This is a genomic window from Mucilaginibacter sp. PAMC 26640, assembly GCA_001596135.1.
Classification (GTDB): Bacteria; Bacteroidota; Bacteroidia; order Sphingobacteriales; family Sphingobacteriaceae; genus Mucilaginibacter.
The window spans coordinates 4,394,935-4,416,019 of record CP014773.1 but is presented as its reverse complement, the minus strand read 5'-3'; the positions used below and the strand labels follow the sequence as shown (position 1 = coordinate 4,416,019).

Genomic DNA, 21,085 nt, shown 5'->3' with positions numbered 1-21,085 from the left:
AGGGCATCTGCCTAAGCCAATACTTTACCGGGCAATGCTTTTTGCTGATGGATAGCTGTAACGTATGGCGTAAGCAAAACTACATCATGATTAGTATTAAGGGGGATCTCAATAAAATCTCCTGGGCCCAACAGGTATGCGCGTTCATCTATCATACAGCGGCAGCGGCCTTGCAGTATGTAAAAGCTTTCTATAACTTCTTCGTGCGTTTCTTCTGGTATATTAATTTTAGACACTACCAAAGCCTGCATAATTTGCCCGTCATGTCTTAGCAAATGTTGAAATAAAGGCTCAGAAGTTTCCGCTGGGATCAAATTGCCAATTCCGTTTAACCAAGCCTCCAATATGGAGTCAGCAGATGTTTCAGGCAGGCTATCCAGATTAACAGCAGTGGCAAACAAGGTATTAAGGATATTTTCTCTGAGATGAGAAGGCGGTTCTACGGAAAATGCATTGGAAAACCTCTCAATATTATTTTCTATTTCAGTCAATTCCATCCGCAATTCAGGGTGAATAAGGCACATTTCTAAAACTTCAGCCTGCCCGGCAGTATCTAAGCTGCCAAGGCAATAAGCTTCAAGCATTCCGCTTTCCATAAATTGCTTGCTATTCGTCATAACCAAAGAGCTAAATTTAAGCAAATATAAGGGTTATAAGCCTCGCTTAGGCATCTGTACAAACACTTCCTAAAGGCTATGGGAATAAACTATATTTAAACCTTTTAACTTAACACTTATACAACCAAAAGTTGTATATTTTGTGCTTCTTGGGTGCTTAGGTCAAAAGCGTTTTTAAAACAGTCATTACAATCTAACAAGGTATAATGTTATATAATTTAATCTGCAATAATAGTTATGGATTAAAAACTTTTCGCTACATTTAAACGTAATTAAAGTACAAACAAAAAGACAACCAATGGGAGCACCTGAAATTATACTGATCATCATCGCTATTTTGATATTATTTGGCGGTAAAAAGATCCCGGAAATGATGAAAGGCCTTGGAAAAGGCATGAAGGAATTTAAAAATGCTAAAGATGGAGACGATCCTGAAGAACCGGTTGCGGTTAAGGTAAAATCGAACAACACTTATTAATATTAGAAGGCGGTAATTTAAAATTACCGCCTTTATTGTATCATCACCATTTAACAAGCTACTAGCTTGGCTATGCCAGGAGCTTGTTTAGAAGTATAACTACTTAAGTTCCTTTACCGGTAACTGGAGTATTCGGAATGTGTAAACACTACATCGCTTCCGTATATTGCTTAAAACTTTGCAGCACTGCTTTGCAAAATCCCTCCTGAACTTGAGCAGGTTCATTATCAGTTGGTTCAAAAATTTCGGATAACACTACCGGGTTGCTGCAACTAAACTCAATCCGCGAATGGCGTTGATCGTTCAGCGTATAAGTAATCAGCTTATTTAACATCACCTCCTCATAAGTCCCTTCAAAATTAAAGCTGAAACTGCCGTCTTTCAAACCCATCTTGTATAAAAAGCGGCCACCGGTACGCAAGTCATTTTCAACATGAGTGGTATGCCAATCGGGCGAGAGATTATTCCATTTCTTGATATCGTAAGGTGTAGTCCAAAGCTCCCAAACCTTTTCGATAGGAGCGTCTACTTTTATTGTAACCGTGAGCGCGTTAGCTTTCATATTGTTTTATTAAGCAAATGTAATAAGCAACGTTTAAGCCATCGGAAGCTTAACCTTTTTAAATTGCGATCTATTTGAGGATGATTCTAAACTCGGTACGGCGGTTTTTAGCTCGGTTCTCGTCAGAGGTATTTGGCGCTATCGGTCCGTTTTTTCCATAACCTTTATAAACCATCCTTGCGGCAGCAATCTTAGCTTCCAGCAAGTAGTTGTATACTGCCTTCGCGCGGTTCTCTGATAATGTTTGATTAGTCTGATCGTTACCCACATCATCCGTAAAGCCGGAAATTTCTATAGTAACCTTAGGGTTCATGTCTAAAAACTGTATTAGCCTGGCCAATTCCGATTTCGACTCCATTTTTAGATCAAACTTATTAGTATCGAAAAATATATTTTTGAGGATTACCTTGCCGCCAACTTCAATAGCCGACAGATCTACCGAAATGTTGAAGGCCGTTTTTGGCGTATGCCCAACAAGCGAGAAGTTATCGGAGTAAAACAAATAACCTTGTTTGGAAATCGTTAGTCCGTAGTTTTTTCCAGAAGCAAGCGTAGCCAGAAACTCACCCGAGTCTTCAGAACTATTATCCTGGTACACCACCATGTTTTTTTCCAGGTCAACTATTTCTACGTCGGCATCCAGCGGTGCTTTTGTTTTTGCATCAGATACTTTACCTTTTACATAGGCAACTACATTTGGCCGCAGGTTAAGCGGCAGTTCGAAAGTATAAATATCATAGCCGCCAAAGCCCTGCAGATTGTTCGACGAAAAGAAAGCATAAGCGCCGTTCGCTGTTAAAGTAAGGCCGTTTTCGTCACCGCTGGAATTGATAGGAGAGCCCAAATTCTCTGGTTTTTTCCATCTCCCATCGGCGCCAAGTCTGCTTATGAACAGGTCTTTGCCACCCATTCCCGGCCAGCCATTGCTGCAAAAATAAAAAGTACTATCATCGGGGTGAATAAATGGCGATTGCTCATCATAAACGGTATTGATACCTGGCCCCATATTTTCCGGGTTGCCCCAGCCTTTCTCGCTAAGGGTAGATTTCCAGATATCATAACCACCATAGCCTCCTTTGCGGTTACTCACAAAATAGATAGTACGCCCGTCTGCACTTATTGACGGCTGGGCTTCCCATCCCGATGTATTTAGCGGTGCACTAAGACTAAAGGGCTTACCCCAATCGTTGCCTTTCTTCTGCGTAATATAAATATCGCAGCGGCCAAGGCCATCCGGCCGGTTGCAGCCTGTGAAAAACAGGTATTTGCCATCCTGCGAAATAGACTGCGCACCCTCGTTATAAGCAGGCGTGTTGATCACATCACTTAGGTACACAGAATTTTTCCATTTGCCGTTCAGTTTATCGCTTTTGTAAAAATCTTCATTGTTGTTTATTTTGCGGGTAAATATCAGGGTACTTTCATCGGCTGTGGCAACGGGCAGGTACTCATCAGCAACGGTATTGATCTCAGCACCCATATTAACCGGTTTAAACGGCACCGGATGCTTCAGCGCCTCAATGGCATATTCGCAATCGCGCAGCAGTTTACGCGCAAAAGCCTCGTTCTGTGGGGTAAGATTGGGGTAGGTGATGTATTTTTCGAGATGTTGACGGGCAGGCTCATACTGTGCTTCGCCGATCTCCGCATCTCCTATTTTGAGGTAAACAGCTCTGGTATATTCAGGATCGAGCGCAATTACTTTTAGAAATTCGGCAATAGCTTCCTTGTTACGCCTTTTTAAGCGAAGAACATCTGCGAGAACAGCATGGGCCTCCACAAACTTATTATCAGCTTCAATAGCTTTTTGCAATTCGCTAATAGCATCATCATACAAATGTTCATCAAGGCTGGTATTGGCTAGCGCATAGTTTTTAATAGCTTCCCTGTCATTTGTGGAGTATTGCCGGGATTGGGCAAACGAACAAACGGAAATAAACAGGAAGAAAAAAACAAACGAGTAAGTGTAGCGCATTGATAACAATGTTGATACGCTAAGTTACACATTTAAGGGATATTTAGATACTTGTGCGTTTGCAGTGAAATTTCCCAATGCGGATTATTCATAACGTACTCAACAATGAGTGGAGTCATTTCTGCATGCTTACTCCACTCCGGTTGCAGGTATAGCTTGCAGCTTGGGCCAACCAATTTGGCATTGTGTTCTGCAAAGGCGAAATCTGATTTGTTGAAAACAATTACTTTAAGCTCATTGGCTTTATCGGCAACCATTTGCATTGGCGCTTTAAACTTCTTAGGCGATAGGCAGATCCAGTCCCAATGACCGGAAAGAGGATAGGCACCGGAGGTTTCGATAAAGGTTTTTATACCTGAGGCATGTAGCTGACTTGTTAAATAATCTAAATTATAGATCAATGGCTCACCACCGGTTATCACCACCGCTTTTGCCGGGTGTTTTGAAGCGTTGTTCACAATGGTATCGGCAGCGGTAAGCGGGTGTAGTTCCGCATCCCAGCTTTCTTTAACATCGCACCAATGGCAGCCCACATCGCAGCCGCCAAGGCGGATAAAATAAGCAGCTTTGCCGGTATTATACCCTTCGCCCTGTATCGTATAAAACTCTTCCATTAAAGGAAGCAATGTGCCATTTTCGGGGACCTGATGTGCCATAATTAAAGGCTGCAAAGGTAAGTTATTAAGCTCAAAGGTTAAAGGGCTAAGGGAAAAGGTGATATTGGGGTGATTTGAAATGATAATTTCCCTGAAATCAGCTTGTTATTTTTATTTGTCACAATTTGCACTTAGTTTTATAGGGTATTAACCGTATCAAACAAACCACATGAAAAAATTCTACACGCCAATAATTTTCATTTGTTTGCTTTGCTGTACATCATGCGTGGATATTGAGGAACATTATGATTTTAAAGCGGGTGGCGCCTGTAATGTGGTTTACGGCTTTGACATGGGTAAAGCCGTATCTGTTTTAATGAACCTCATGACAGACTCGGTGCGCGAAACGCCCCAATTTGGGCTGGTAAAAGATACAACGCTAAGTTTTTACAATGCGCTTCCGGATAGTATCGCCAATAAAATGAATGCTGAGGAAATAAAGATGGCCCAGGGCAGTGATCTGGCCGTTAAAATGGATCTAAAGCATAATGTGATGAAGGTGAGCATTAAGCATGAAGCGAAAAATGCGGCTGATCTGCAATATTACTTGCAGCATCTCAGTAATATTTCAATGAACAGTCAGCTGAGCCAGGCAACCAACAGCAAAATGCCGGGCTTTGATGCGCAGCCGCTAATAGCCGGGCAGAGTTATTATAATTATGAGATTACCCCGCACAAATTTTACCGAATCATCGACAAAGATAAATTCGCGATGTTTTTAAAAAAGGCAGGGTCTAAGTTTGCTATGGCCAAAGCAATGCTGATCGATATGCCGTACAAGGTGGTACTCAACTTTGCCAATCCGGTTAAAAAAATCAATAATTCCAGGGCCGTGCTTTCTGCAGATCGCCGCCGGGTAACGCTGGTTACCAGTATGGATGAGGTAATGAAAAATCCCACCCTGATGAATTTGAAGATAGATTTTTAGGACGATAGATTTTATCATTTTGAAATCAGATCTCGACCTACTTATATCAATCCTAGAAGAGGAAAAAAAATCCCTTGAGTCGGCGGTAAATGATGGTCTACTAGAACATGATTACGAAAGTGTGCATCTAAGTGGCAACGCGTTAAACAAAGTTGAAGCGCAGCTTTACCGTTTACGCTATTTTAAAGACCCTTATTTTGAAGCTGAGGAAAGACTTCAACGATTCAGCAAGCAACTGAATATTGAAGATAAATCAGATGAGTATATTTCAAGATTTTGGAAGAAACAATTTGAAAAGGAATTAAGTAAAATTACAGGATTAACAGCAAAGCGAACACTCCTGACTGACGGACAAGAAATAGACAATGCTCTTTTCGACTTGTACGCTTGTAAATACAAAAAATTTATCCTGACTTTGTCGCATAGGGGAATTCCCATTCAAATAGTATTTACCTTGGATGAAACCAAAACGCTTAGTATAACAATAGATTTAAGTTTCATTATCTCATATTGCGATTCTGATGATCCGAAAGAAAAGCAAATCCATCTTTTTGAAAACTTGGGTTTTAAACGGGAAGATACGGCTGGAGTAATGAGATATAATTATAATATGGCAAACTTTAAAAGCGCCTGGGATATAAAAATTATGCTTTCGAGAATAATTTACGACATTGGTTATTTTGGGGAAGAAAAGGAAGGCAAAATAGAATTTTATGAATAAATGAAGTGGTATAAACTTCCTGAAGAAGAAATTAGTGAACAACCTTTTATCAAAAAAATAAAGGTAGGCGGCCAAAATATTTGTCTTGTGAATTATGCGGGAGATTTGTTTGCAGTGAACGCAAAATGCCCGCATGCAGGCGAAGATTTAAGCAGGGGTTGGTGTGCTGATGGAAGGTTGGTTTGCCCTTACCACCGTTTTTCGTACGACCTGAAAACCGGCAAAGGCAGCACCGGACAAAACGACTTTGTAGAGAGTTATCCCGTAAAAATAAAAGGGGACAAGATCTATATCGGAATTAGTTCCTTTTGGGATAAGATCATGGGCAGAGGCTAACGCTAATGGCTATGGTAAAATCCAATACAACTTTATAAAGCAATAAAAAGCCGATATGAATCATCTTCAAATCGGCTCAATAAATATGTTGATCGGTTTAAGCACCTAATCAATTCTTGAAAACCTGATTATAGCGCTTCAGATACCACTTCGGTCACTTCGGGAACCATACGTTTTAATAGATTCTCGATACCTGACTTTAATGTTACCGTTGATGATGGGCAACCGCTGCATGAACCGCGAAGCTCAACAGTAACCACACCTGCATCAAAAGAACGGTAGCTGATAGCGCCGCCATCCTGCTCAACTGCCGGGCGAACGTAATCGTTTAGGATCTGCTGAATTTTGATTTCGGTTTCAGTACCTTCAAATTCAACTTCTTCGGTTTGCTCTACTTCCTGTACTTTCAATTCAGATTCAACCGCACCTTTTACAAACTCTTTCAGTATCGCTTCTATGTCGTTCCATTCGGTGCCTTCGGTTTTGGTAACCGTAACGAAGTTGCTGGCGAAAAAAACGCCATTTACAAATGAAAATTTATATAATTCCTTAGCAAAAGGAGATTTTTCGGCACTTTCCTTAGTGGCATAATCCACGCTTCCGTTTATCAACAACTTGTTTACTATAAACTTCATTGTTGCCGGGTTCGGCGTGGTTTCGGTATATACGTTGATATTCATGGATGTTCTATTTAGTAGTAAACAAATGTAAACAGGTTTTCGGTTGTTCTTGCAAGCCTGATTTAGTTTTACTTGATACTGACAGACGTTAAGCGATTTTGTCAAATGTAATTGCTCAGATTCCCAATCAGTTTGTTTTTTATGAAGGTGAAAGTGTAATCATTATAACTACCTTCAACTGCAAGATCGAGTTTATAAACACCAAACAGCATATCGAATACCCGCATTTCTTTTTTAACCCCTCGTAAATCCGTCAAAGGCAAAATATACGGTGTTTTTGAATATAGGTCATATATATAAAGCTTAGAGTCATTTAAATAAACTCGTTTGTAGGTTATGAAACTTACATATGCACCTAACAAAAAAATAAAATTCATTAACACTACCAAATATAATAGACCAAGCGAAGTATCGTAATTGTCAAAAAGCAAATAGGTCGCAAAAGCATCAACCGCCAAGTTAAAAAAGACAATCGGGTATGTTATATGCGAGTGCAACCGCTTCATAATTTATATCCCAGTATAAGTTTGTGGTGTAATACTCTTAAGCTCTTCTTTTACGCTATCGCTTACCTGCAAAGTATCCACAAATTGGGCTATGGTTTGGGCATTCACCTGGGTATTCGTACGGGTGAGTTCCTTCAGCGCTTCATATGGGTTTGGATAAGCTTCGCGGCGTAATATAGTTTGAATGGCCTCAGCAACCACAGCCCAGTTTGCTTCCAGGTGCGCATTGATAGCCGGTTCATTCAGTAATAATTTATTTAATCCTTTAATGGTAGATTTAAACGCAATTAACGTGTGCGCCACGGGTACGCCAATATTACGGAGTACCGTAGAATCGGTAAGATCGCGCTGTAAACGCGAAACAGGTAGTTTGGCCGCCAGGTGTTCAAACATGGCGTTCGCAATACCCAGGTTGCCCTCGCTGTTCTCAAAATCTATCGGGTTTACTTTATGAGGCATTGCCGATGAGCCGACCTCGCCTGCCTTTATTTTTTGCTTAAAATAGTTCATGGAAATGTAGGTCCAAACATCCCGGTCCAGATCTATCAGGATATTATTGATACGTTTCAAGGCATCGCATTGCGCGGCAAAATTATCATAATGTTCTATTTGGGTAGTAAATTGCGAGCGGTGCAGGCCTAAAACTTCGTTCACAAAATGATTGCCGAAGGCTTTCCAATCGGTATCCGGGTAGGCTACTTTATGTGCGTTAAAATTACCCGTGGCTCCGCCAAATTTGGCCGAGTAGGGTACAGCGCGGAGTAAATGTAATTGGTTAATCAAACGCTCTACAAACACTTCTATTTCTTTACCCAAACGTGTTGGCGACGCGGGCTGCCCGTGGGTGTGGGCCAGCATTGGGATGTGAGCCCATTCAGATGCGTAATGCCGCAACACATCAATCAGGCTGTGCAACTGTGGGATATAAATGTCATGTATTGCCTGCTTAAACGAATAGGGGATAGCGGTATTGTTGATATCCTGGGAGGTTAGCCCGAAATGGATAAACTCTTTATAGCCCTGCAGACCTAACCCGTCAAATTTGTTTTTGATGAAGTATTCTACTGCCTTTACATCATGGTTGGTTGTTTTTTCGATCTCCTTTATTTCGCCGGCATCAGCTTCTGAAAAATTCCGGTAGATGTCGCGCAATAACTCCGATTTACTACCATCGTAATATTGCAGCTGTGGCACAGGTAGCTGGTACAGGGCAATGAAATATTCTATTTCTACAAACACCCGGTATTTAATCAAAGCAAACTCCGAAAAATAAGGGGCCAATTCTGCTGTAGCATTACGGTAACGACCATCGATAGGTGATATAGCGGTGAGAGAATTTAATTCCATGAATGAGTTTTTTGCAAAGATAACATTTTGCAGCGATGCGGCCTTCTTTCACCGCTTCGGTTTACCGGGCAATCTCAGCTATATCATTTATCGGGGTGGAAAATGTCAATCAAAGGCTTTCCAGGAAAAATGCTAAGTCGATTTTTATATTTTTTTAGATTTCTGATTTTCAGTGATCTAAAAAAGGTTAACACTGAATGTTTTAAATTATGTAAACCCTGTTTTTGATTTAAAATCATAATGTTTCTTGCTATAAATATAGATGCTTTGTAAAAACTCGCATCTGAAAACTATAACATTTTTTGCTTTGGAACCGATTAGCTACTTTAGTAACATGAAACTTATCAAGCCCTTTTTAACCTTATCAATAGCGTTAATGGCGTTTTCATGCGCACCAAAAAAAACAGGTGTACCTGTTGTGGGATTTGTGGAAGCGTTAGAGGACGCGACACTTTCCCAGGCAAAAAATGGTTTTGTTGCTGCGCTTAAAGACAAGGGATTTAGCACTGAAAAGAAAAATATAGAGATTAGATTCGCCAACGCTCAGCAAAATATCCCCACATTAACTACGATAGTTAATCAGTTTGTATCAGATAAGGTTGATCTGCTGGCTACCTCCACCACGCTTTCAACCGTGGCTGCTATCCAGAAAACCAAAACCATCCCTATTTTTCAGATGGTATCGCCAACGCCAGAGCGGATGAAGGTGGCTGATGCTAGTGGCAAGGGCCCCGCAAACCTGTTTGGCACCATGGAGGATTTAAGCTATATAGACACATCTTTTGCTTTGATTCCTAAATTGCTGAAGCCTAAAGGTGCCCGGCTTTCTATCGGGATGATCTATAACCAATCGGAACCGCAATCTGCCGACGCGTTGAGCAGGATCCAAAGCTTAGCTGCCAAACTGAATGTAAAGGTTATTGCCCTGCCATTAAACTCATCTGCCGATGCACAGCTGGTTACGCAGGCGCTGCTGGCAAAAAATATCGATGCCTTTTTTGCCAACCCTGATAATACGGTATTTTCGGCTTTTGAAACTATCCTGAAAAGCTGTAATGAAAAGAATACCCCCATATTTACCAGTGAGGCCGGTTTGGTGCAACGTGGTGCAGTGGCTGCCTTTGGTGCAGATATTTATCAATGGGGGTACCAAAGCGGTGTGCAGGCAGCGCAGTTTCTAAAAACGCATCAAACAGAAGGATTGAAACTGGAAATGGTGAAAGTGCGCAAGCGTGTTTACAACCCTACCGCGGCCAAAAAATACAACATTACTGTTCCGGCTGACTTTATTGCACTTAAATAAATGGATTTTTACCTAACCGCCCTCATACAGGGATTATGCTATGCGGGGATTGCCTTTGGCATTTACATCTCTATGAAGATCTTTAATATCCCGGATATTACCACCGATGGCAGCTATACTCTTGGCGGCGCAGTGACAGGTATAATGCTTACCCAACATCAACCCGGTTATGTGGTTCTGTTAGCTGTGATCGTAGCGGGGGCGCTGGCCGGTGCGCTAACGGGAATTATTCATACCAAGCTCAAAATTAACGCTTTGCTCGCCGGTATTTTAGTAATGACGGCGCTCTACTCCGTTAACTTAACCATACTGGGTCGATCAAATCTTCCTTTGCTTAACGTTAATACGCTGTATTCGGCCGTTATATTCATTACCGATCCCAATCACAATTCACTAATAGTTTTGCTGGTTTTTGTGGCTTTGCTTACGCTGCTAATCGGCTATGTATTGAAAACCGATTTTGGCATGGCTATGCGGGCTACAGGTAATAGTGAGCCGATGATCCGTGCGCTCGGGGTAAACACCGACAGGATGAAAATAACAGGACTTGCTATAGCCAATGCGCTAACTGCCCTTAGCGGCTACCTCATTTCGCAACAACAGGGTTTCGCGGATATCAATATGGGCATAGGCAGCGTTATTATCGGCCTGGGTTCTGTTATTATAGCCGAGACTATTATCAACTGGCTGCAAATAACATCGGTATGGCTAAGCCTTTTGCTGGTGCTGGCAGGGGCAATCATCTTTCAGTTTGTGCTGGCCATAACACTCAGTATCGGTGTAAATCCCAACATGCTTAAAATTGTTACTGCTCTTTTTGTATTTCTTATTGTGGGCTTACCGCGCTTAACTCAACGCACCGAATGATCACTTTAAATAACATTAGCAAAACTTTTAATAGTGGAAAAGCCAATCAGGTAAGTGCACTTAGCAATATTGATCTTACGATCAATGCAGGCGAATTTGTCGTGATTGTTGGATCTAACGGCTCCGGCAAAACTACTTTGCTTAATCTGGTTGCTGGGACGGCCTTTCCAAGCACCGGTACCATCACCATCGAACAAAACGACGTTACCAAACTGCAAGATTACCAGCGCAGCAAATGGATAGCCCGGATTTTCCAAAATCCAATGCTCGGGACAGCTGCTGATCTCAGTATTATCGATAACTTTCGCTTGGCTGCATTACGCACGCAAAACAAGGGCCTCAGTATAGGCAAAACCGAAGCATTTAAAAAACAGGTGCGCGAAAAAATAGCCACATTGGGGATGGGGCTCGAAGATAAAACCGAACAGCCGATAGGTACGCTATCCGGCGGCCAGCGACAGGCGCTTACACTTTTAATGAGTGTGATGGATGATTGTAAGATCTTGTTGTTGGATGAACCTACAGCGGCTCTCGACCCCAAATCTGCCGAGCGGGTAATGCGTACGGCGGACGATCTCATTAAAGAATATAGGCTAACCGCCGTATTGGTTACGCATAATTTAAGGGATGCCGGTAATTACGGTAACCGAGTTATACAGATGGGAGAAGGGAAAATATTGAGAGATCTTGCTGCCGTAGAAAAGTCCAAATTAAAGCAAGCCGACCTGTTTGAATGGTTCGGGTAAAATTGGCAAAGAAATTGTACAGTTATTCATACTATGAAGAACTTGACATTTCAAACTATATCCGACTCTTACCAGCTGGTTAGCGGTGCAAAAATCAAAAACAAAAAATACGACGAAGTTTACGAACTCGGCGCTTACGATGGTAACAAACGTGGTTACACGCTATATGCTTTTGAAGATGGCCTTAGGTTCGACGACTTTAGTGTTATCATTTCAGAAAATGAGTTGATGAACAACTATTTAATCGAAAATGTGAAGGTGAACAGAATGGCAGCCTAAATCCTGAGTTTGAATATATCCGCCTCCTGAAATTTAATTAACTTCTAATGAGTATTTAATCTCTTGGGTTAATGACTAGCAGGCGTTGCCTTAAGCTTAGTTTCAACTACATTCAGAAGATCGTCATTTCGGTAAAAGTATTCCCCCGAACGAAGGATCCCTTTATCTTTCGATTCATCGGTCAGAACTGTGCTGAATTCTTTGCCTGATGCATCCTTTAAAATGATGAGGCATGTTTGAGCTCCTATCTTGATGTTCAATGACGAAAATTCAACAGGTTTAGACATTTTTACAATTTCTAAAAGTACAGCAATACTATCGGCATCGCGAATTGTATATTGATGGTTGCCGACTAAGCCTCTATCTTTTACTTCAATGGTTGTGATTTTGGTAGCAAGCACTTCTTCAAGTGTAAATGATTCCTTCCCTTTAAATAGCTTTCCAATAATTGTTATCACAACGATCGCTCCCATGGCAATATAAACGATGGTCATTCTTTGCTTTACGGTAAGTTTTTTTTTAGGTATCTGCGCCATTGATTTTTAAAAGATAATAATGTGTCTATAATGCCCGCCTAATAATGGGGCGTGGAGCTACCAAATGTAGCGGTTTATAATATTACTGCAAATCGATATTTAAATTCAGAGAATGAGGCTTTCCACATTGGTAGTTAGCTAAATTGCCTTCGTTGCTATATTTCCATTTAACAGGCTGGTTATTTTCGCTTTATACTTGCTTTCGCTATTTTGTTGTAAGCCAGCGCCTTCTCAACCCAATACTCAAAATCTTTTTGATGGTTGAGAACATCCTCGTGAATGAAAATATAACCTTTAGCGGTGCGTTCACCTTGTTTCATTGCGCGCACACCGTCTGTTGCAAGAGCAGACTCAAATTCTTGGGGATCAATCCGGCAGAGTATTTCATGCATGTTTACGCAGATGCAAAGCTTTTCATCAACCATAAAACAAATACCACCAAACATGCGCTTCTCTTCAACTGAAGGAAGATACTTTAAAGCTTCCCGGACCCGGTCTAATAATTGCTCGTTAGTGGCCATATAACTGGATATTTGTCGTTATTTGATATTAATATAAGGTTGTTGATAAAGAATTTATGCCTTTGGCTCCTGGGCACAATACAAAATCATTCACTTATAGTAAGCTCGTCTGCAAAGATATAGCTTGGGCTGCCCTTACTTTCGTGCCAATCGGGCAACGGGCCATATTGTTTAGCCACCAGCTTAATATAACGGGCACGTGTATTTAAAGTCGATATAAAGTCCTGGGTTTGTGGCTCCAGCTCTTTAATGTCTATTTTGGTATTGGCAGTTGCAGCTAATTTGTAGTTTTTACCATCATCAGATGTCCAGTACTGCACCGATTTTGGGAATACAATCCACGAGCGTGTATCTTGTAAAGTCCCCAGGCTTACTTGTTTAATTGGCTTTACCTGTCCGAGATCAATAACAGCTTCCAAATCATTACCCTGGTAACCCTGCCAGTTTCCCAGCCGCCAGTTGGCCGTGCCACGGATACCGTTAATAAGCGTTTCATCGCCCTGTGCAGAATAATTTGGGAGATACTTATTAGCGAGGGACAGTTTAAGATCACTGCGGATTTTGTTGAAAGTTGCCTCATCGACAAAGCTGGTTTTGCCGTTATTAACAGCCATTGCTTTTACAGTTGTATTCACCAGGATTTGAATAGGCTTATCGTAAACAGCTGATGATACAGTAGGAGTAGAACCATCCAGTGTGTAATGGATCTTTGCGAGGCTATCGGCACATTTAATTTCTATAGTGATTGGTTTTTTGAATGTTTTAGAGCCGGCAATAATATAAGGATTAGGTACGATCACCTCATCGGTGATGGCAGAAGTAGGTTTCTCCAGATCCTGCATGAAAAGCTTATTGGCAATCCGGCCGGTGAATACTTCAAATTCGCCGCCCTTTTGGATAGTTTCATAATCGAGATACAATTTATTGTAAACGCTTTTATTAAGATTAAGGCCCTGCAGATAATTGTTTTCGCGGCTCACCGTAGCGCCGGTATTGCTGATGGTGAAGCGTTTGCCATTTTCCAGGCTGATGATGATAGATTCGAACTGCGGGCTGCCGATTTGAAACTGCTGCTGACCTGGCGCGATGTTATAAATCCCCAAAGAGCTCATCACGTACCAAGCCGACATCTGCCCGCAATCCTCGTTGCCGGAGAGCCCGTCGGGCTTGTCATTGTATTGCTCCCGCAGGATCTTATTTACATAATATTGCGTTTTGCTTGGGGAATTGGTGAAGTTGTACAAATAAGCAATATGATGACTCGGTTCGTTGCCATGCGCGTATTGGCCCACCAAACCGGTAACATCGGCTTGTTCGCGGCCACTTAATTTGGCAGTTGTACTAAATAGTTCATCCAGTTTGGTTTCAAAATCTAATTTACCACCCATGCTTTTCATCAATCCTTCCACATCCTGAGGTACCAGGAAGGTATACTGCCAACCGTTCCCTTCCGTGTAATTGTTATTGATCTCGGTTGGATCAAAAGGCGTATACCAGCCACCGTTTTCGCGTGCCTGCATAAAAGTGTTTTGATTATTGAAAACGTTTTTCCAGTACTGGGCGCGTTTGATGTATTCGACATAGTCCAGCGGCTTATTCAACATTTTGGCCATTTGGGCGATGCACCAGTCGTCATATGCATAATCCAATGTTTTTGATACCGATTCGTGTTCCACATCGGCATTTACAGCACCGGTGGTACGGTAATTATCCAGCCCAAACTGGTTGCGGCTAACGGCGGCTTTCATAGCCGTAAATGCTTCTTCCACATTAAAATCGCGAATTCCTTTCGCATAGGCATCTACAATAACAGGGATGGAATGATTGCCCACCATACAGAAAGTTTCGCTGGAGGCCAGGGGCCAAACGGGCAGCAAACCGCCCTGCTCATACATTGCTAAGAAAGATTTGATGAAATCTGAAGTGCGTTTCCGGTCTATCAGTGCCAGTAATGGGTTCTCGGCCCGGAACGTATCCCAAAGAGAAAATACCGAATAGTAATTAAAGCCTGTGGCAGTATGGATTTTTTGATCCAGCCCACGATATTGCCCATCTACGTCATTGTATACATTGGGTGCCAGCATACAGTGGTACAGAGCCGTATAAAAAATTACTTGTTTCTTTTTTGCATAGTCTATCAACTCCGTTCCTTTTTTATTGTTGGTTGGGTAGCCGTACACATTTAACTCCTGCGCCTGTCTTTGTGCCGGCGGCGCGCCACCCTCCACCTGGATCTTGTTCAATTGCTCATTCCAGGCAGCTTTCGCGGCTTTCTGTATTTTTTTAAAGTCGAAATCGGGCACCTCAGTATCCAAATTCTTCAAAGCTCCATCGACACTCACCGATGAGATGCCTACTTTCGAGATCACCTCGCCGGGGTTTGCAAACTGAATATACATTTTTATGTTTTTACCCTGCAACATGTTTTGCCCGACTTGCAATTGATCGTTTAGCGCAATGCCATGGGCTTTGAACGGCTTTGAAAATTTGGCGTAAAAATAAACCGACTGATCCGTAGCCCAGGATCTAGAACGGCGGTAGCCCCGGATCTCATGATTATTAACCACTTCAATCCAGGAATCCAGCACTTCATCCCGGTGTTGAAGATCTATGATGATATTTGCTTTATCGGTAGCAGGGAAATCATACTTATGAACGCCTACGCGGGTAGTGGCAGTTAGTTCTACATCAATATTGTATTTGTTTAGCCTGGTACGGTAATAGCCCGGGGATGCGGCCTCTGATTTTTTACTAAAGCCTGACCGGTATTCTGTGTTTTTTAGGCGGGGTTCACCGGTTGTGGGCATAAAGAGCACATCACAATAATCGGGAATTCCGGTGCCGCTTAGATGCGTATGCGAAAAACCATAAGCGGTAGTGTCGCTGTAATGATATCCGGAAGATCCGTCCCAGCCATCCAGGCGTGTATCGGGACTCAACTGCATCATCCCGAATGGGGCAACGGCACCTGGGTAGGTGTGGCCATGGCCGCCTGTGCCTATAAAGGGATCAACAAACTGGGTGAGTTCCCTTTTTTTAAGCGGCTTCTCTTTCTTTTGCTGATCTTTGGATTTCTCTACATCCTGGGCAAACGCACCAAGTGTATAATTAAAGGCAAACAGGAACAAAAGTCCGCGTAAAACAAATCTCATCTATCTTTCTGGTTAAACTATTTCAGTAACGCAAAATAGGAAGATTTATTTAGGGTGAGAAGGAATTGAAAGTTATAAAGGATAGTGGAAAATAGATGGTTGGAACTATAACGTGTGCTAAGAATATTTTCATAGGCCTGCTTGCCGGTATTCCTTAATAGTATAAACTGTTGTTTCTGTTAGAAACAATCACTGCTGATTTTAGTTTATATTTCGGTTCCACCTATTTATATCCAAATCCATTTGACCGAAGAACATTACAACGAGCCCGTTAAGGGATTTAACGTCTCCAAATTATTACTTATTCTCGGCCTGGCCGTGCTGCTGTGCGGTGAAGGCTATTTTGGCTACAGGCTACACAATCTTTCTGCGCAGCAAGAAGAAATTAAGGAAGATTACGCGAACATCAACAACATTACGCTTGGCCTGTTTTCTGTTGATCAATGGCAGGATAAAGTAGCCGGAATCATCAATCACCAGGTGCGGCATTTTAGTATGACGGCCAAACAAAAGAAGGACCTGCAGGTGGAAGTGCAGCAGATCATCCTGGCATTGATTAATAAAGCCGAAGCGCTGTTGGATAAAAAGCCAAAAACACTTGGCGGAAAATTAAAAAGGTTCGCCGTTAAAACCTTCGTAAATACTGATAAAATAAAAGCCCAGGTTCCCGGCTTTGCCAGAACCATTATTGCCAAGATTGACAATCCGGCCAACAAAAAACAGTTAAGTAACCTGGCTATGACCAAATTTACCCAGGTACAACATAGCGATTACCTGGACAGTGCAGCAAAGGCCAACCATGCTATGATAGCAAAAGCGTACCAAAAATATAACGTTGCGTCGCCGGATGAATTTAATAACAAGCTAACCAATTCATTGGAGAGCATCCGCACAACAACTTATGCTTATTCGTTTGCTATGCTGGGCTGCGTTGTAGTGGTTTTACTGCTATGGTGGCTTATGCGGAAAAGGGTTGAACTGCATGCGGCGCTTTTTATCATGTCGCTGTTGTTTGCTTTTATTTTGCTTGCTGTTGGTTTAACGGCATCTATGATAGAAGTTGATGCCCGCGTGCAATCCTTGGATTTTGTGCTATTGGGCGAGCCTGTAGTTTTTAAAAACCAGGTATTATTTTTCCAAAGTAAAAGTATCCTGGATGTGGTGGAAGTGCTGGTAAAACAACCCGCAGTAGATTCAATACTGGTAGGTATTCTCATCCTCGCCTTTAGTATCCTGTTTCCCATTATGAAGTTAAGCTCCACCGGCATTCATTTGTTGAGCAAACGCAAGCTAGCCGAGAACAGGATAATCAAATATTTTGCATTTCAATCGGGCAAATGGAGCATCGCAGATGTCATTGTGATTGCCATCTTAATGGTTTATATCGGCCTCAATGGTTTGCTGGAAAGCCAACTGGCCAACCTCAATATAAAAAGTGATAACCTGACAATCATCACAACAAATAATACGGCATTGCAGCCCGGTTATATCATCTTTATCAGCTTTGTGTTGTACGGTCTTATACTGTCAACCATACTTAAATTTATCACCCCGCACGATTCGCATTAGATTTTATTACCCTTATCGTTTAATTCATTATCTAATCAGTTATTACATTGACAACTCAACCACAAATTCCGGAGCCTAAAAAATTTGGCTTCGCAAATATTATACTCATCATCGGTTTAAGCGCTTTGCTTTCCGGTGAGGCCTATTTTGGCTATAAGTTGTATTCGCTATCCAACGAGCAGGAACAGATTAAAGAAGACTATAGCATGTCTAATAATGTTACCTTCGGACTTTTTTCGGTAGACCAATGGCGCGACCGTATAGCCGCGGTAGTGAATCACCAGGTACACGATTATAGCATGACGGCCGCTCAAAAAAAAGCCCTTAGAAGGCAGGTAGAACAACAGTTACACGCAATGGTGAGCAAGACAGTTGCTGAGATCAATAAACCGCAAAAATCTTTTGGCGGCAAGCTGAAGAAAATCGCTTTCAACGCCATTGTTAATCCGGAAGATATCCAGGCACAGGTACCCTCTTTCGCTAAAACTATCATCGATAAAGTTAATAGCCCGGCAAGCCAGAGAAGGCTTAAAGGTATTGCTTCCGGAAAGCTGGAACAACTCGAAAGACAAACCTACGACAGTACCAGTGTCGCTAACTATGAAGTGACTAAATACTTATACAAAAAGTATCATGTAGGAGACCCCATTTCTTTCAATAATACCATTACCAATCAATTAACAGAAATTCGGAAGGTAACTTACAATTACGCGTATGCTATGCTGGGTTGCGTTGCATTTGCACTTGGCCTGTGGTTGCTAATGAGGAAACAAGTTCACTTGCATACCGTATTGTTCGTAATGTCTTTGTTATTTGCAGGGGTGCTTTTAACTGTAGGGATAACCGCCTCGATAATTGAAGTTGATGCGCGAATTTCATCGCTCAATTTTGTGTTACTGGGGGAGAAGGTAGAATTTGTAAACCAGGTATTATTTTTTCAGAGTAAAAGTATTTTGGGCATCGTACAGGTTTTGATAAAACAGCCCAAGCCGGATGCTGTGGTAATTGGCGTACTTATTATGCTTTTCATAATTATTTTACCGGTTGTCCGCTTACTTGCCAGAGGTATCCATATCATGAGCAATAAAAAAATTGCCGAAAATAGGGTAGTGCGATACTTGGCATTTGAATCGGGCAAATGGGATATGGCCGATGTAATGGTGGTAGGCATACTAATGACTTACATTGGTCTGAACGGCATTTTGAAAAGTCAGTTATCAAACCTAAACATTCACAACAGTTTCCTGACTACCACAACTGCAAATAATACCTCCTTGCAACCAGGGTATATCATATTTCTGGGTTACGTAGTTTTTGCACTAATCTTGTCATATATATTGAAAAGGATAACACCACATGGGGCAAAATAGCAAACGAAGCTAGGGTGCGCCCCTATTTCCTATGCTTTAGCTCCTGTTATTCTAGATACTTCGATAGAGGGTTATTAATGTATGTGATAGTCGACGGTTAGGTAAGTCAAGTTCTCGTCTGTTTAGAATTTGGCCCACAAATTGCATATTTAAAATTATGGGAAACAAGGTACTTGTGATTGAGGATGAGCCGATAATAGGTGAAATGATGTGCATTTTACTGGAGATGCAAGGTTACAAAGTGATCAGCTTGAGCAATACCGGCTTGGCAAGGCGCCAGTTAGCCTCAAAAGACATTGCGCTGGTCATGCTCGACCTTAATTTGGGTGGAGAAGACGGGCAATCGATGTGTCGTTATATCAAGGAAAATCCGGATTTGCAACATATACCGGTGGTTTTGGTTTCTGCGAATGCTAACCTTGAGCAAATTGCATCAGAATGTGGTGCTGATGATTTTATCGCTAAACCTTTCGATTTACAGCACTTTGTACAGAAAATAGATCACCATGCTGGCGCCAAGTCAAAAAGTTTGATGTCTGCCTAATAATTGATTACATCCCAATGAAGTCATCATTTGGGTGGCTGTTCAATTAATAATAGCTTAATTCTATTTCATCAAAATATTGAAGGGCGGTTACCTTGTCTGTTGAGGCATTGGTAACCGCCCTTTCTTTTTTAGGTGTTTCTGGATTGCATCAAGCTTCTCCGGTGTTAGTTTTAAACACTGCGAACGTATTCTTCAAATACGATTAAAAATTCAATCTTTAAGAAAATCGTATCATAAAGAAACAATTGCTATTTATAAAACTCAACCTCCTTGCACATACGGGTTAAATTCCAGCACTGCTTAGTTTTAAGCAGCAAATTCTTCTGCTAATAAAATGGACGTAGCAAGTGATACTTCAACGTTGCCCCGGGTAGCATTTGAATATGGGCAAATCTGGTGAGCTTTATTAACTAAAGCTTGGGCGGTGTCCTGATCAACTTCCGGCACGTTCACGGTTAAGCTTATTACCAAAGCAAATCCGCCCGCGTTGTCTGATCCGATACCCACCTCAGCACGCACCGCAGTTACACCTGTTTTTACCTTCTCATTTTTTATTACAAGATTAAGAGCACTGTCAAAACAGGCTGCGTAGCCTGCGGCAAATAATTGTTCAGGATTAGTGTATGCGCCACCACTACCACCCAGTTCCTTAGGCATTCTTGTTTCGAATTTTAATACTTCGTCAGACGATACTACTTGTCCGTTTCTTCCGCCCGTTGCGGTAGCTATTGCTGTGTAAATTGGTTTAACCGACATGTTATTTGTTATTTGTGTTATTTGTTATTTTGTTTTGTTTTTTCTAAAATGAGATTGACTGTATCTCTCAGTGAAGTAATTTCTGATAGGCTCAGATCAAGACTACATTTAAACAGTTCAGGTATCATTACCGCTTTTGCTTTAAGTGCTTCACCGCTTTTGGTGAGGCTAATGTTCACCACCCGCTCGTCCCGGTCACTTCTGATCCTGCTGACCAACTTTTTAGTTTCCAATTTCTTGAGTAAAGGTGTTAATGTCCCTGAATCGAGCAACAGCTTTTCGCCAATTTCCTTTACAGACATCTGCCGCTCCTGCCATATTACCATCATAACCAGGTATTGTGGATACGTAAGCCCTATATTATCTAAAAGAGGCTTATAATGCGCTGTAAAAACCCTCGAGAGGGCATAAACGGGGAAACAAGCTTGACTTTCTAATTTTAAATAATCCATTGGCACTAATTACTGAGCAAATATACATTGTGTAAAATTATATTGTGTACAATTTAATTTATTTGACAGCGGAATTGCATTTGCGAAGCTAATAGGTAGCGTATGCTAGGCTGAATAATTCTGCTTTAGAATGAATAGAACAATATTTTTTCTGGTACTACTTACAAGAGAGAGCGTTTAA

23 protein-coding genes are annotated in these 21,085 nt (G+C 41.6%); 11 read left to right on the top strand and 12 right to left on the bottom strand.

The annotated features are described in order from the left end of the window. Positions 1–11: 11 nt before the first annotated feature. Complete coding sequence (locus A0256_19125) at positions 12–617, bottom strand: hypothetical protein (GenBank protein ID AMR33381.1); 606 nt, start codon at positions 615–617, stop codon at positions 12–14. Between the two features lie 298 nt (positions 618–915). Between A0256_19125 and A0256_19120 the strand changes: the two genes are divergently transcribed. Further along, positions 916–1,095 carry a preprotein translocase gene (locus tag A0256_19120; protein AMR33380.1) on the top strand — a complete coding sequence of 60 codons (180 nt, stop codon included), beginning with the start codon at positions 916–918 and terminating at the stop codon, positions 1,093–1,095. Between the two features lie 148 nt (positions 1,096–1,243). Here A0256_19120 and A0256_19115 read toward each other — a convergent pair whose 3' ends face one another. The 3 genes from A0256_19115 to A0256_19105 all read right to left on the bottom strand — a co-directional run bounded on the left by A0256_19115 (position 1,244) and on the right by A0256_19105 (position 4,288). Then, positions 1,244–1,657: a hypothetical protein gene (locus tag A0256_19115; protein AMR33379.1), complete on the bottom strand. Its 414-nt coding sequence runs from the start codon at positions 1,655–1,657 to the stop codon at positions 1,244–1,246. Positions 1,658–1,727: 70 nt separating this feature from the next. After that, the gene (locus A0256_19110) at positions 1,728–3,632 is read right to left on the bottom strand and encodes a hypothetical protein (protein ID AMR33378.1); all 1,905 of its coding nucleotides are present in this window, start codon (positions 3,630–3,632) and stop codon (positions 1,728–1,730) included. Positions 3,633–3,664: 32 nt separating this feature from the next. Beyond that, complete coding sequence (locus A0256_19105) at positions 3,665–4,288, bottom strand: 7-carboxy-7-deazaguanine synthase (GenBank protein AMR33377.1); 624 nt, start codon at positions 4,286–4,288, stop codon at positions 3,665–3,667. 226 nt (positions 4,289–4,514) lie between these two features. Between A0256_19105 and A0256_19100 the strand changes: the two genes are divergently transcribed. From A0256_19100 to A0256_19090, 3 genes are read left to right on the top strand one after another with little or no spacing between them, the layout of a single operon-like run. Continuing rightward, entirely contained in the window at positions 4,515–5,216 is a 702-nt protein-coding gene (locus A0256_19100; GenBank protein AMR33376.1) for a hypothetical protein, read from the top strand. Positions 5,217–5,235: 19 nt separating this feature from the next. After that, positions 5,236–5,937: a hypothetical protein gene (locus A0256_19095; protein AMR33375.1), complete on the top strand. Its 702-nt coding sequence runs from the start codon at positions 5,236–5,238 to the stop codon at positions 5,935–5,937. Continuing rightward, positions 5,938–6,273 carry a hypothetical protein gene (locus tag A0256_19090; GenBank protein AMR33374.1) on the top strand — a complete coding sequence of 112 codons (336 nt, stop codon included), beginning with the start codon at positions 5,938–5,940 and terminating at the stop codon, positions 6,271–6,273. It begins immediately after the preceding gene. Between the two features lie 128 nt (positions 6,274–6,401). Here the strand turns inward: A0256_19090 and A0256_19085 are convergent, their stop codons facing one another. The 3 genes from A0256_19085 to A0256_19075 form a co-directional block, all read right to left on the bottom strand. Beyond that, positions 6,402–6,953, bottom strand: coding sequence for a thioredoxin (locus A0256_19085; protein ID AMR33373.1), 552 nt, complete (start codon positions 6,951–6,953; stop codon positions 6,402–6,404). 101 nt (positions 6,954–7,054) lie between these two features. Then, on the bottom strand, positions 7,055–7,459 hold the full coding sequence (locus A0256_19080; protein ID AMR33372.1) for a hypothetical protein: 405 nt from the start codon (positions 7,457–7,459) through the stop codon (positions 7,055–7,057). A 3-nt stretch (positions 7,460–7,462) separates the two neighbouring features. After that, positions 7,463–8,806: an adenylosuccinate lyase gene (locus A0256_19075; GenBank protein ID AMR33371.1), complete on the bottom strand. Its 1,344-nt coding sequence runs from the start codon at positions 8,804–8,806 to the stop codon at positions 7,463–7,465. Between the two features lie 334 nt (positions 8,807–9,140). Between A0256_19075 and A0256_19070 the strand changes: the two genes are divergently transcribed. From A0256_19070 to A0256_19055, 4 genes are read left to right on the top strand one after another with little or no spacing between them, the layout of a single operon-like run. Next, a complete protein-coding gene (locus A0256_19070) occupies positions 9,141–10,109 on the top strand; it encodes an ABC transporter substrate-binding protein (protein AMR34620.1) in 969 nt (322 codons plus the stop codon). Then, positions 10,110–10,976: an ABC transporter permease gene (locus A0256_19065; GenBank protein AMR33370.1), complete on the top strand. Its 867-nt coding sequence runs from the start codon at positions 10,110–10,112 to the stop codon at positions 10,974–10,976. Continuing rightward, a complete protein-coding gene (locus A0256_19060) occupies positions 10,973–11,722 on the top strand; it encodes an ABC transporter ATP-binding protein (protein ID AMR33369.1) in 750 nt (249 codons plus the stop codon). Before A0256_19065 ends, A0256_19060 begins: the two co-directional genes overlap by 4 nt. A gap of 33 nt (positions 11,723–11,755) precedes the next feature. Continuing rightward, positions 11,756–12,001 (top strand): hypothetical protein, encoded by a 246-nt coding sequence (locus A0256_19055; protein ID AMR33368.1) that lies wholly within the window; start codon positions 11,756–11,758, stop codon positions 11,999–12,001. Positions 12,002–12,069: 68 nt separating this feature from the next. Here A0256_19055 and A0256_19050 read toward each other — a convergent pair whose 3' ends face one another. The 3 genes from A0256_19050 to A0256_19040 all read right to left on the bottom strand — a co-directional run bounded on the left by A0256_19050 (position 12,070) and on the right by A0256_19040 (position 16,210). Then, on the bottom strand, positions 12,070–12,537 hold the full coding sequence (locus A0256_19050) for a hypothetical protein (protein ID AMR33367.1): 468 nt from the start codon (positions 12,535–12,537) through the stop codon (positions 12,070–12,072). A 179-nt stretch (positions 12,538–12,716) separates the two neighbouring features. Further along, positions 12,717–13,058: a hypothetical protein gene (locus A0256_19045; GenBank protein ID AMR33366.1), complete on the bottom strand. Its 342-nt coding sequence runs from the start codon at positions 13,056–13,058 to the stop codon at positions 12,717–12,719. Between the two features lie 86 nt (positions 13,059–13,144). Further along, positions 13,145–16,210 (bottom strand): hypothetical protein, encoded by a 3,066-nt coding sequence (locus A0256_19040; protein AMR33365.1) that lies wholly within the window; start codon positions 16,208–16,210, stop codon positions 13,145–13,147. A gap of 243 nt (positions 16,211–16,453) precedes the next feature. Here A0256_19040 and A0256_19035 point away from each other — a divergent pair, with 243 nt between their 5' ends. The 3 genes from A0256_19035 to A0256_19025 all read left to right on the top strand — a co-directional run bounded on the left by A0256_19035 (position 16,454) and on the right by A0256_19025 (position 19,693). Continuing rightward, the gene (locus A0256_19035; protein AMR33364.1) at positions 16,454–17,779 is read left to right on the top strand and encodes a paraquat-inducible protein A; all 1,326 of its coding nucleotides are present in this window, start codon (positions 16,454–16,456) and stop codon (positions 17,777–17,779) included. 47 nt (positions 17,780–17,826) lie between these two features. After that, positions 17,827–19,149, top strand: a complete 1,323-nt coding sequence (locus tag A0256_19030; GenBank protein AMR33363.1) for a 2-methylisocitrate lyase — start codon at positions 17,827–17,829, stop codon at positions 19,147–19,149. A gap of 157 nt (positions 19,150–19,306) precedes the next feature. Further along, entirely contained in the window at positions 19,307–19,693 is a 387-nt protein-coding gene (locus A0256_19025; protein ID AMR33362.1) for a hypothetical protein, read from the top strand. Between the two features lie 309 nt (positions 19,694–20,002). Here A0256_19025 and A0256_19020 read toward each other — a convergent pair whose 3' ends face one another. Together A0256_19020 and A0256_19015 are read right to left on the bottom strand one after the other, a co-directional pair. Continuing rightward, on the bottom strand, positions 20,003–20,452 hold the full coding sequence (locus A0256_19020; protein AMR33361.1) for an organic hydroperoxide resistance protein: 450 nt from the start codon (positions 20,450–20,452) through the stop codon (positions 20,003–20,005). A 17-nt stretch (positions 20,453–20,469) separates the two neighbouring features. Continuing rightward, positions 20,470–20,904 (bottom strand): MarR family transcriptional regulator, encoded by a 435-nt coding sequence (locus A0256_19015; protein ID AMR33360.1) that lies wholly within the window; start codon positions 20,902–20,904, stop codon positions 20,470–20,472. Positions 20,905–21,085: the final 181 nt, after the last annotated feature.

What these genes read in the sequence shown, in the direction of transcription:
- A0256_19125 (AMR33381.1), bottom strand. Translation starts at nt 617, where the DNA reads ATGACGAATAGCAAGCAATTTATGGAAAGCGGAATGCTTGAAGCTTAT.
- A0256_19120 (AMR33380.1), top strand. Translation starts at nt 916, where the DNA reads ATGGGAGCACCTGAAATTATACTGATCATCATCGCTATTTTGATATTA.
- A0256_19115 (AMR33379.1), bottom strand. Translation starts at nt 1,657, where the DNA reads ATGAAAGCTAACGCGCTCACGGTTACAATAAAAGTAGACGCTCCTATC.
- A0256_19110 (AMR33378.1), bottom strand. Translation starts at nt 3,632, where the DNA reads ATGCGCTACACTTACTCGTTTGTTTTTTTCTTCCTGTTTATTTCCGTT.
- A0256_19105 (AMR33377.1), bottom strand. Translation starts at nt 4,288, where the DNA reads ATGGCACATCAGGTCCCCGAAAATGGCACATTGCTTCCTTTAATGGAA.
- A0256_19090 (AMR33374.1), top strand. Translation starts at nt 5,938, where the DNA reads ATGAAGTGGTATAAACTTCCTGAAGAAGAAATTAGTGAACAACCTTTT.
- A0256_19085 (AMR33373.1), bottom strand. Translation starts at nt 6,953, where the DNA reads ATGAATATCAACGTATATACCGAAACCACGCCGAACCCGGCAACAATG.
- A0256_19080 (AMR33372.1), bottom strand. Translation starts at nt 7,459, where the DNA reads ATGAAGCGGTTGCACTCGCATATAACATACCCGATTGTCTTTTTTAAC.
- A0256_19075 (AMR33371.1), bottom strand. Translation starts at nt 8,806, where the DNA reads ATGGAATTAAATTCTCTCACCGCTATATCACCTATCGATGGTCGTTAC.
- A0256_19070 (AMR34620.1), top strand. Translation starts at nt 9,141, where the DNA reads ATGAAACTTATCAAGCCCTTTTTAACCTTATCAATAGCGTTAATGGCG.
- A0256_19065 (AMR33370.1), top strand. Translation starts at nt 10,110, where the DNA reads ATGGATTTTTACCTAACCGCCCTCATACAGGGATTATGCTATGCGGGG.
- A0256_19060 (AMR33369.1), top strand. Translation starts at nt 10,973, where the DNA reads ATGATCACTTTAAATAACATTAGCAAAACTTTTAATAGTGGAAAAGCC.
- A0256_19055 (AMR33368.1), top strand. Translation starts at nt 11,756, where the DNA reads ATGAAGAACTTGACATTTCAAACTATATCCGACTCTTACCAGCTGGTT.
- A0256_19050 (AMR33367.1), bottom strand. Translation starts at nt 12,537, where the DNA reads ATGGCGCAGATACCTAAAAAAAAACTTACCGTAAAGCAAAGAATGACC.
- A0256_19045 (AMR33366.1), bottom strand. Translation starts at nt 13,058, where the DNA reads ATGGCCACTAACGAGCAATTATTAGACCGGGTCCGGGAAGCTTTAAAG.
- A0256_19040 (AMR33365.1), bottom strand. Translation starts at nt 16,210, where the DNA reads ATGAGATTTGTTTTACGCGGACTTTTGTTCCTGTTTGCCTTTAATTAT.
- A0256_19025 (AMR33362.1), top strand. Translation starts at nt 19,307, where the DNA reads ATGGGAAACAAGGTACTTGTGATTGAGGATGAGCCGATAATAGGTGAA.
- A0256_19020 (AMR33361.1), bottom strand. Translation starts at nt 20,452, where the DNA reads ATGTCGGTTAAACCAATTTACACAGCAATAGCTACCGCAACGGGCGGA.
- A0256_19015 (AMR33360.1), bottom strand. Translation starts at nt 20,904, where the DNA reads ATGGATTATTTAAAATTAGAAAGTCAAGCTTGTTTCCCCGTTTATGCC.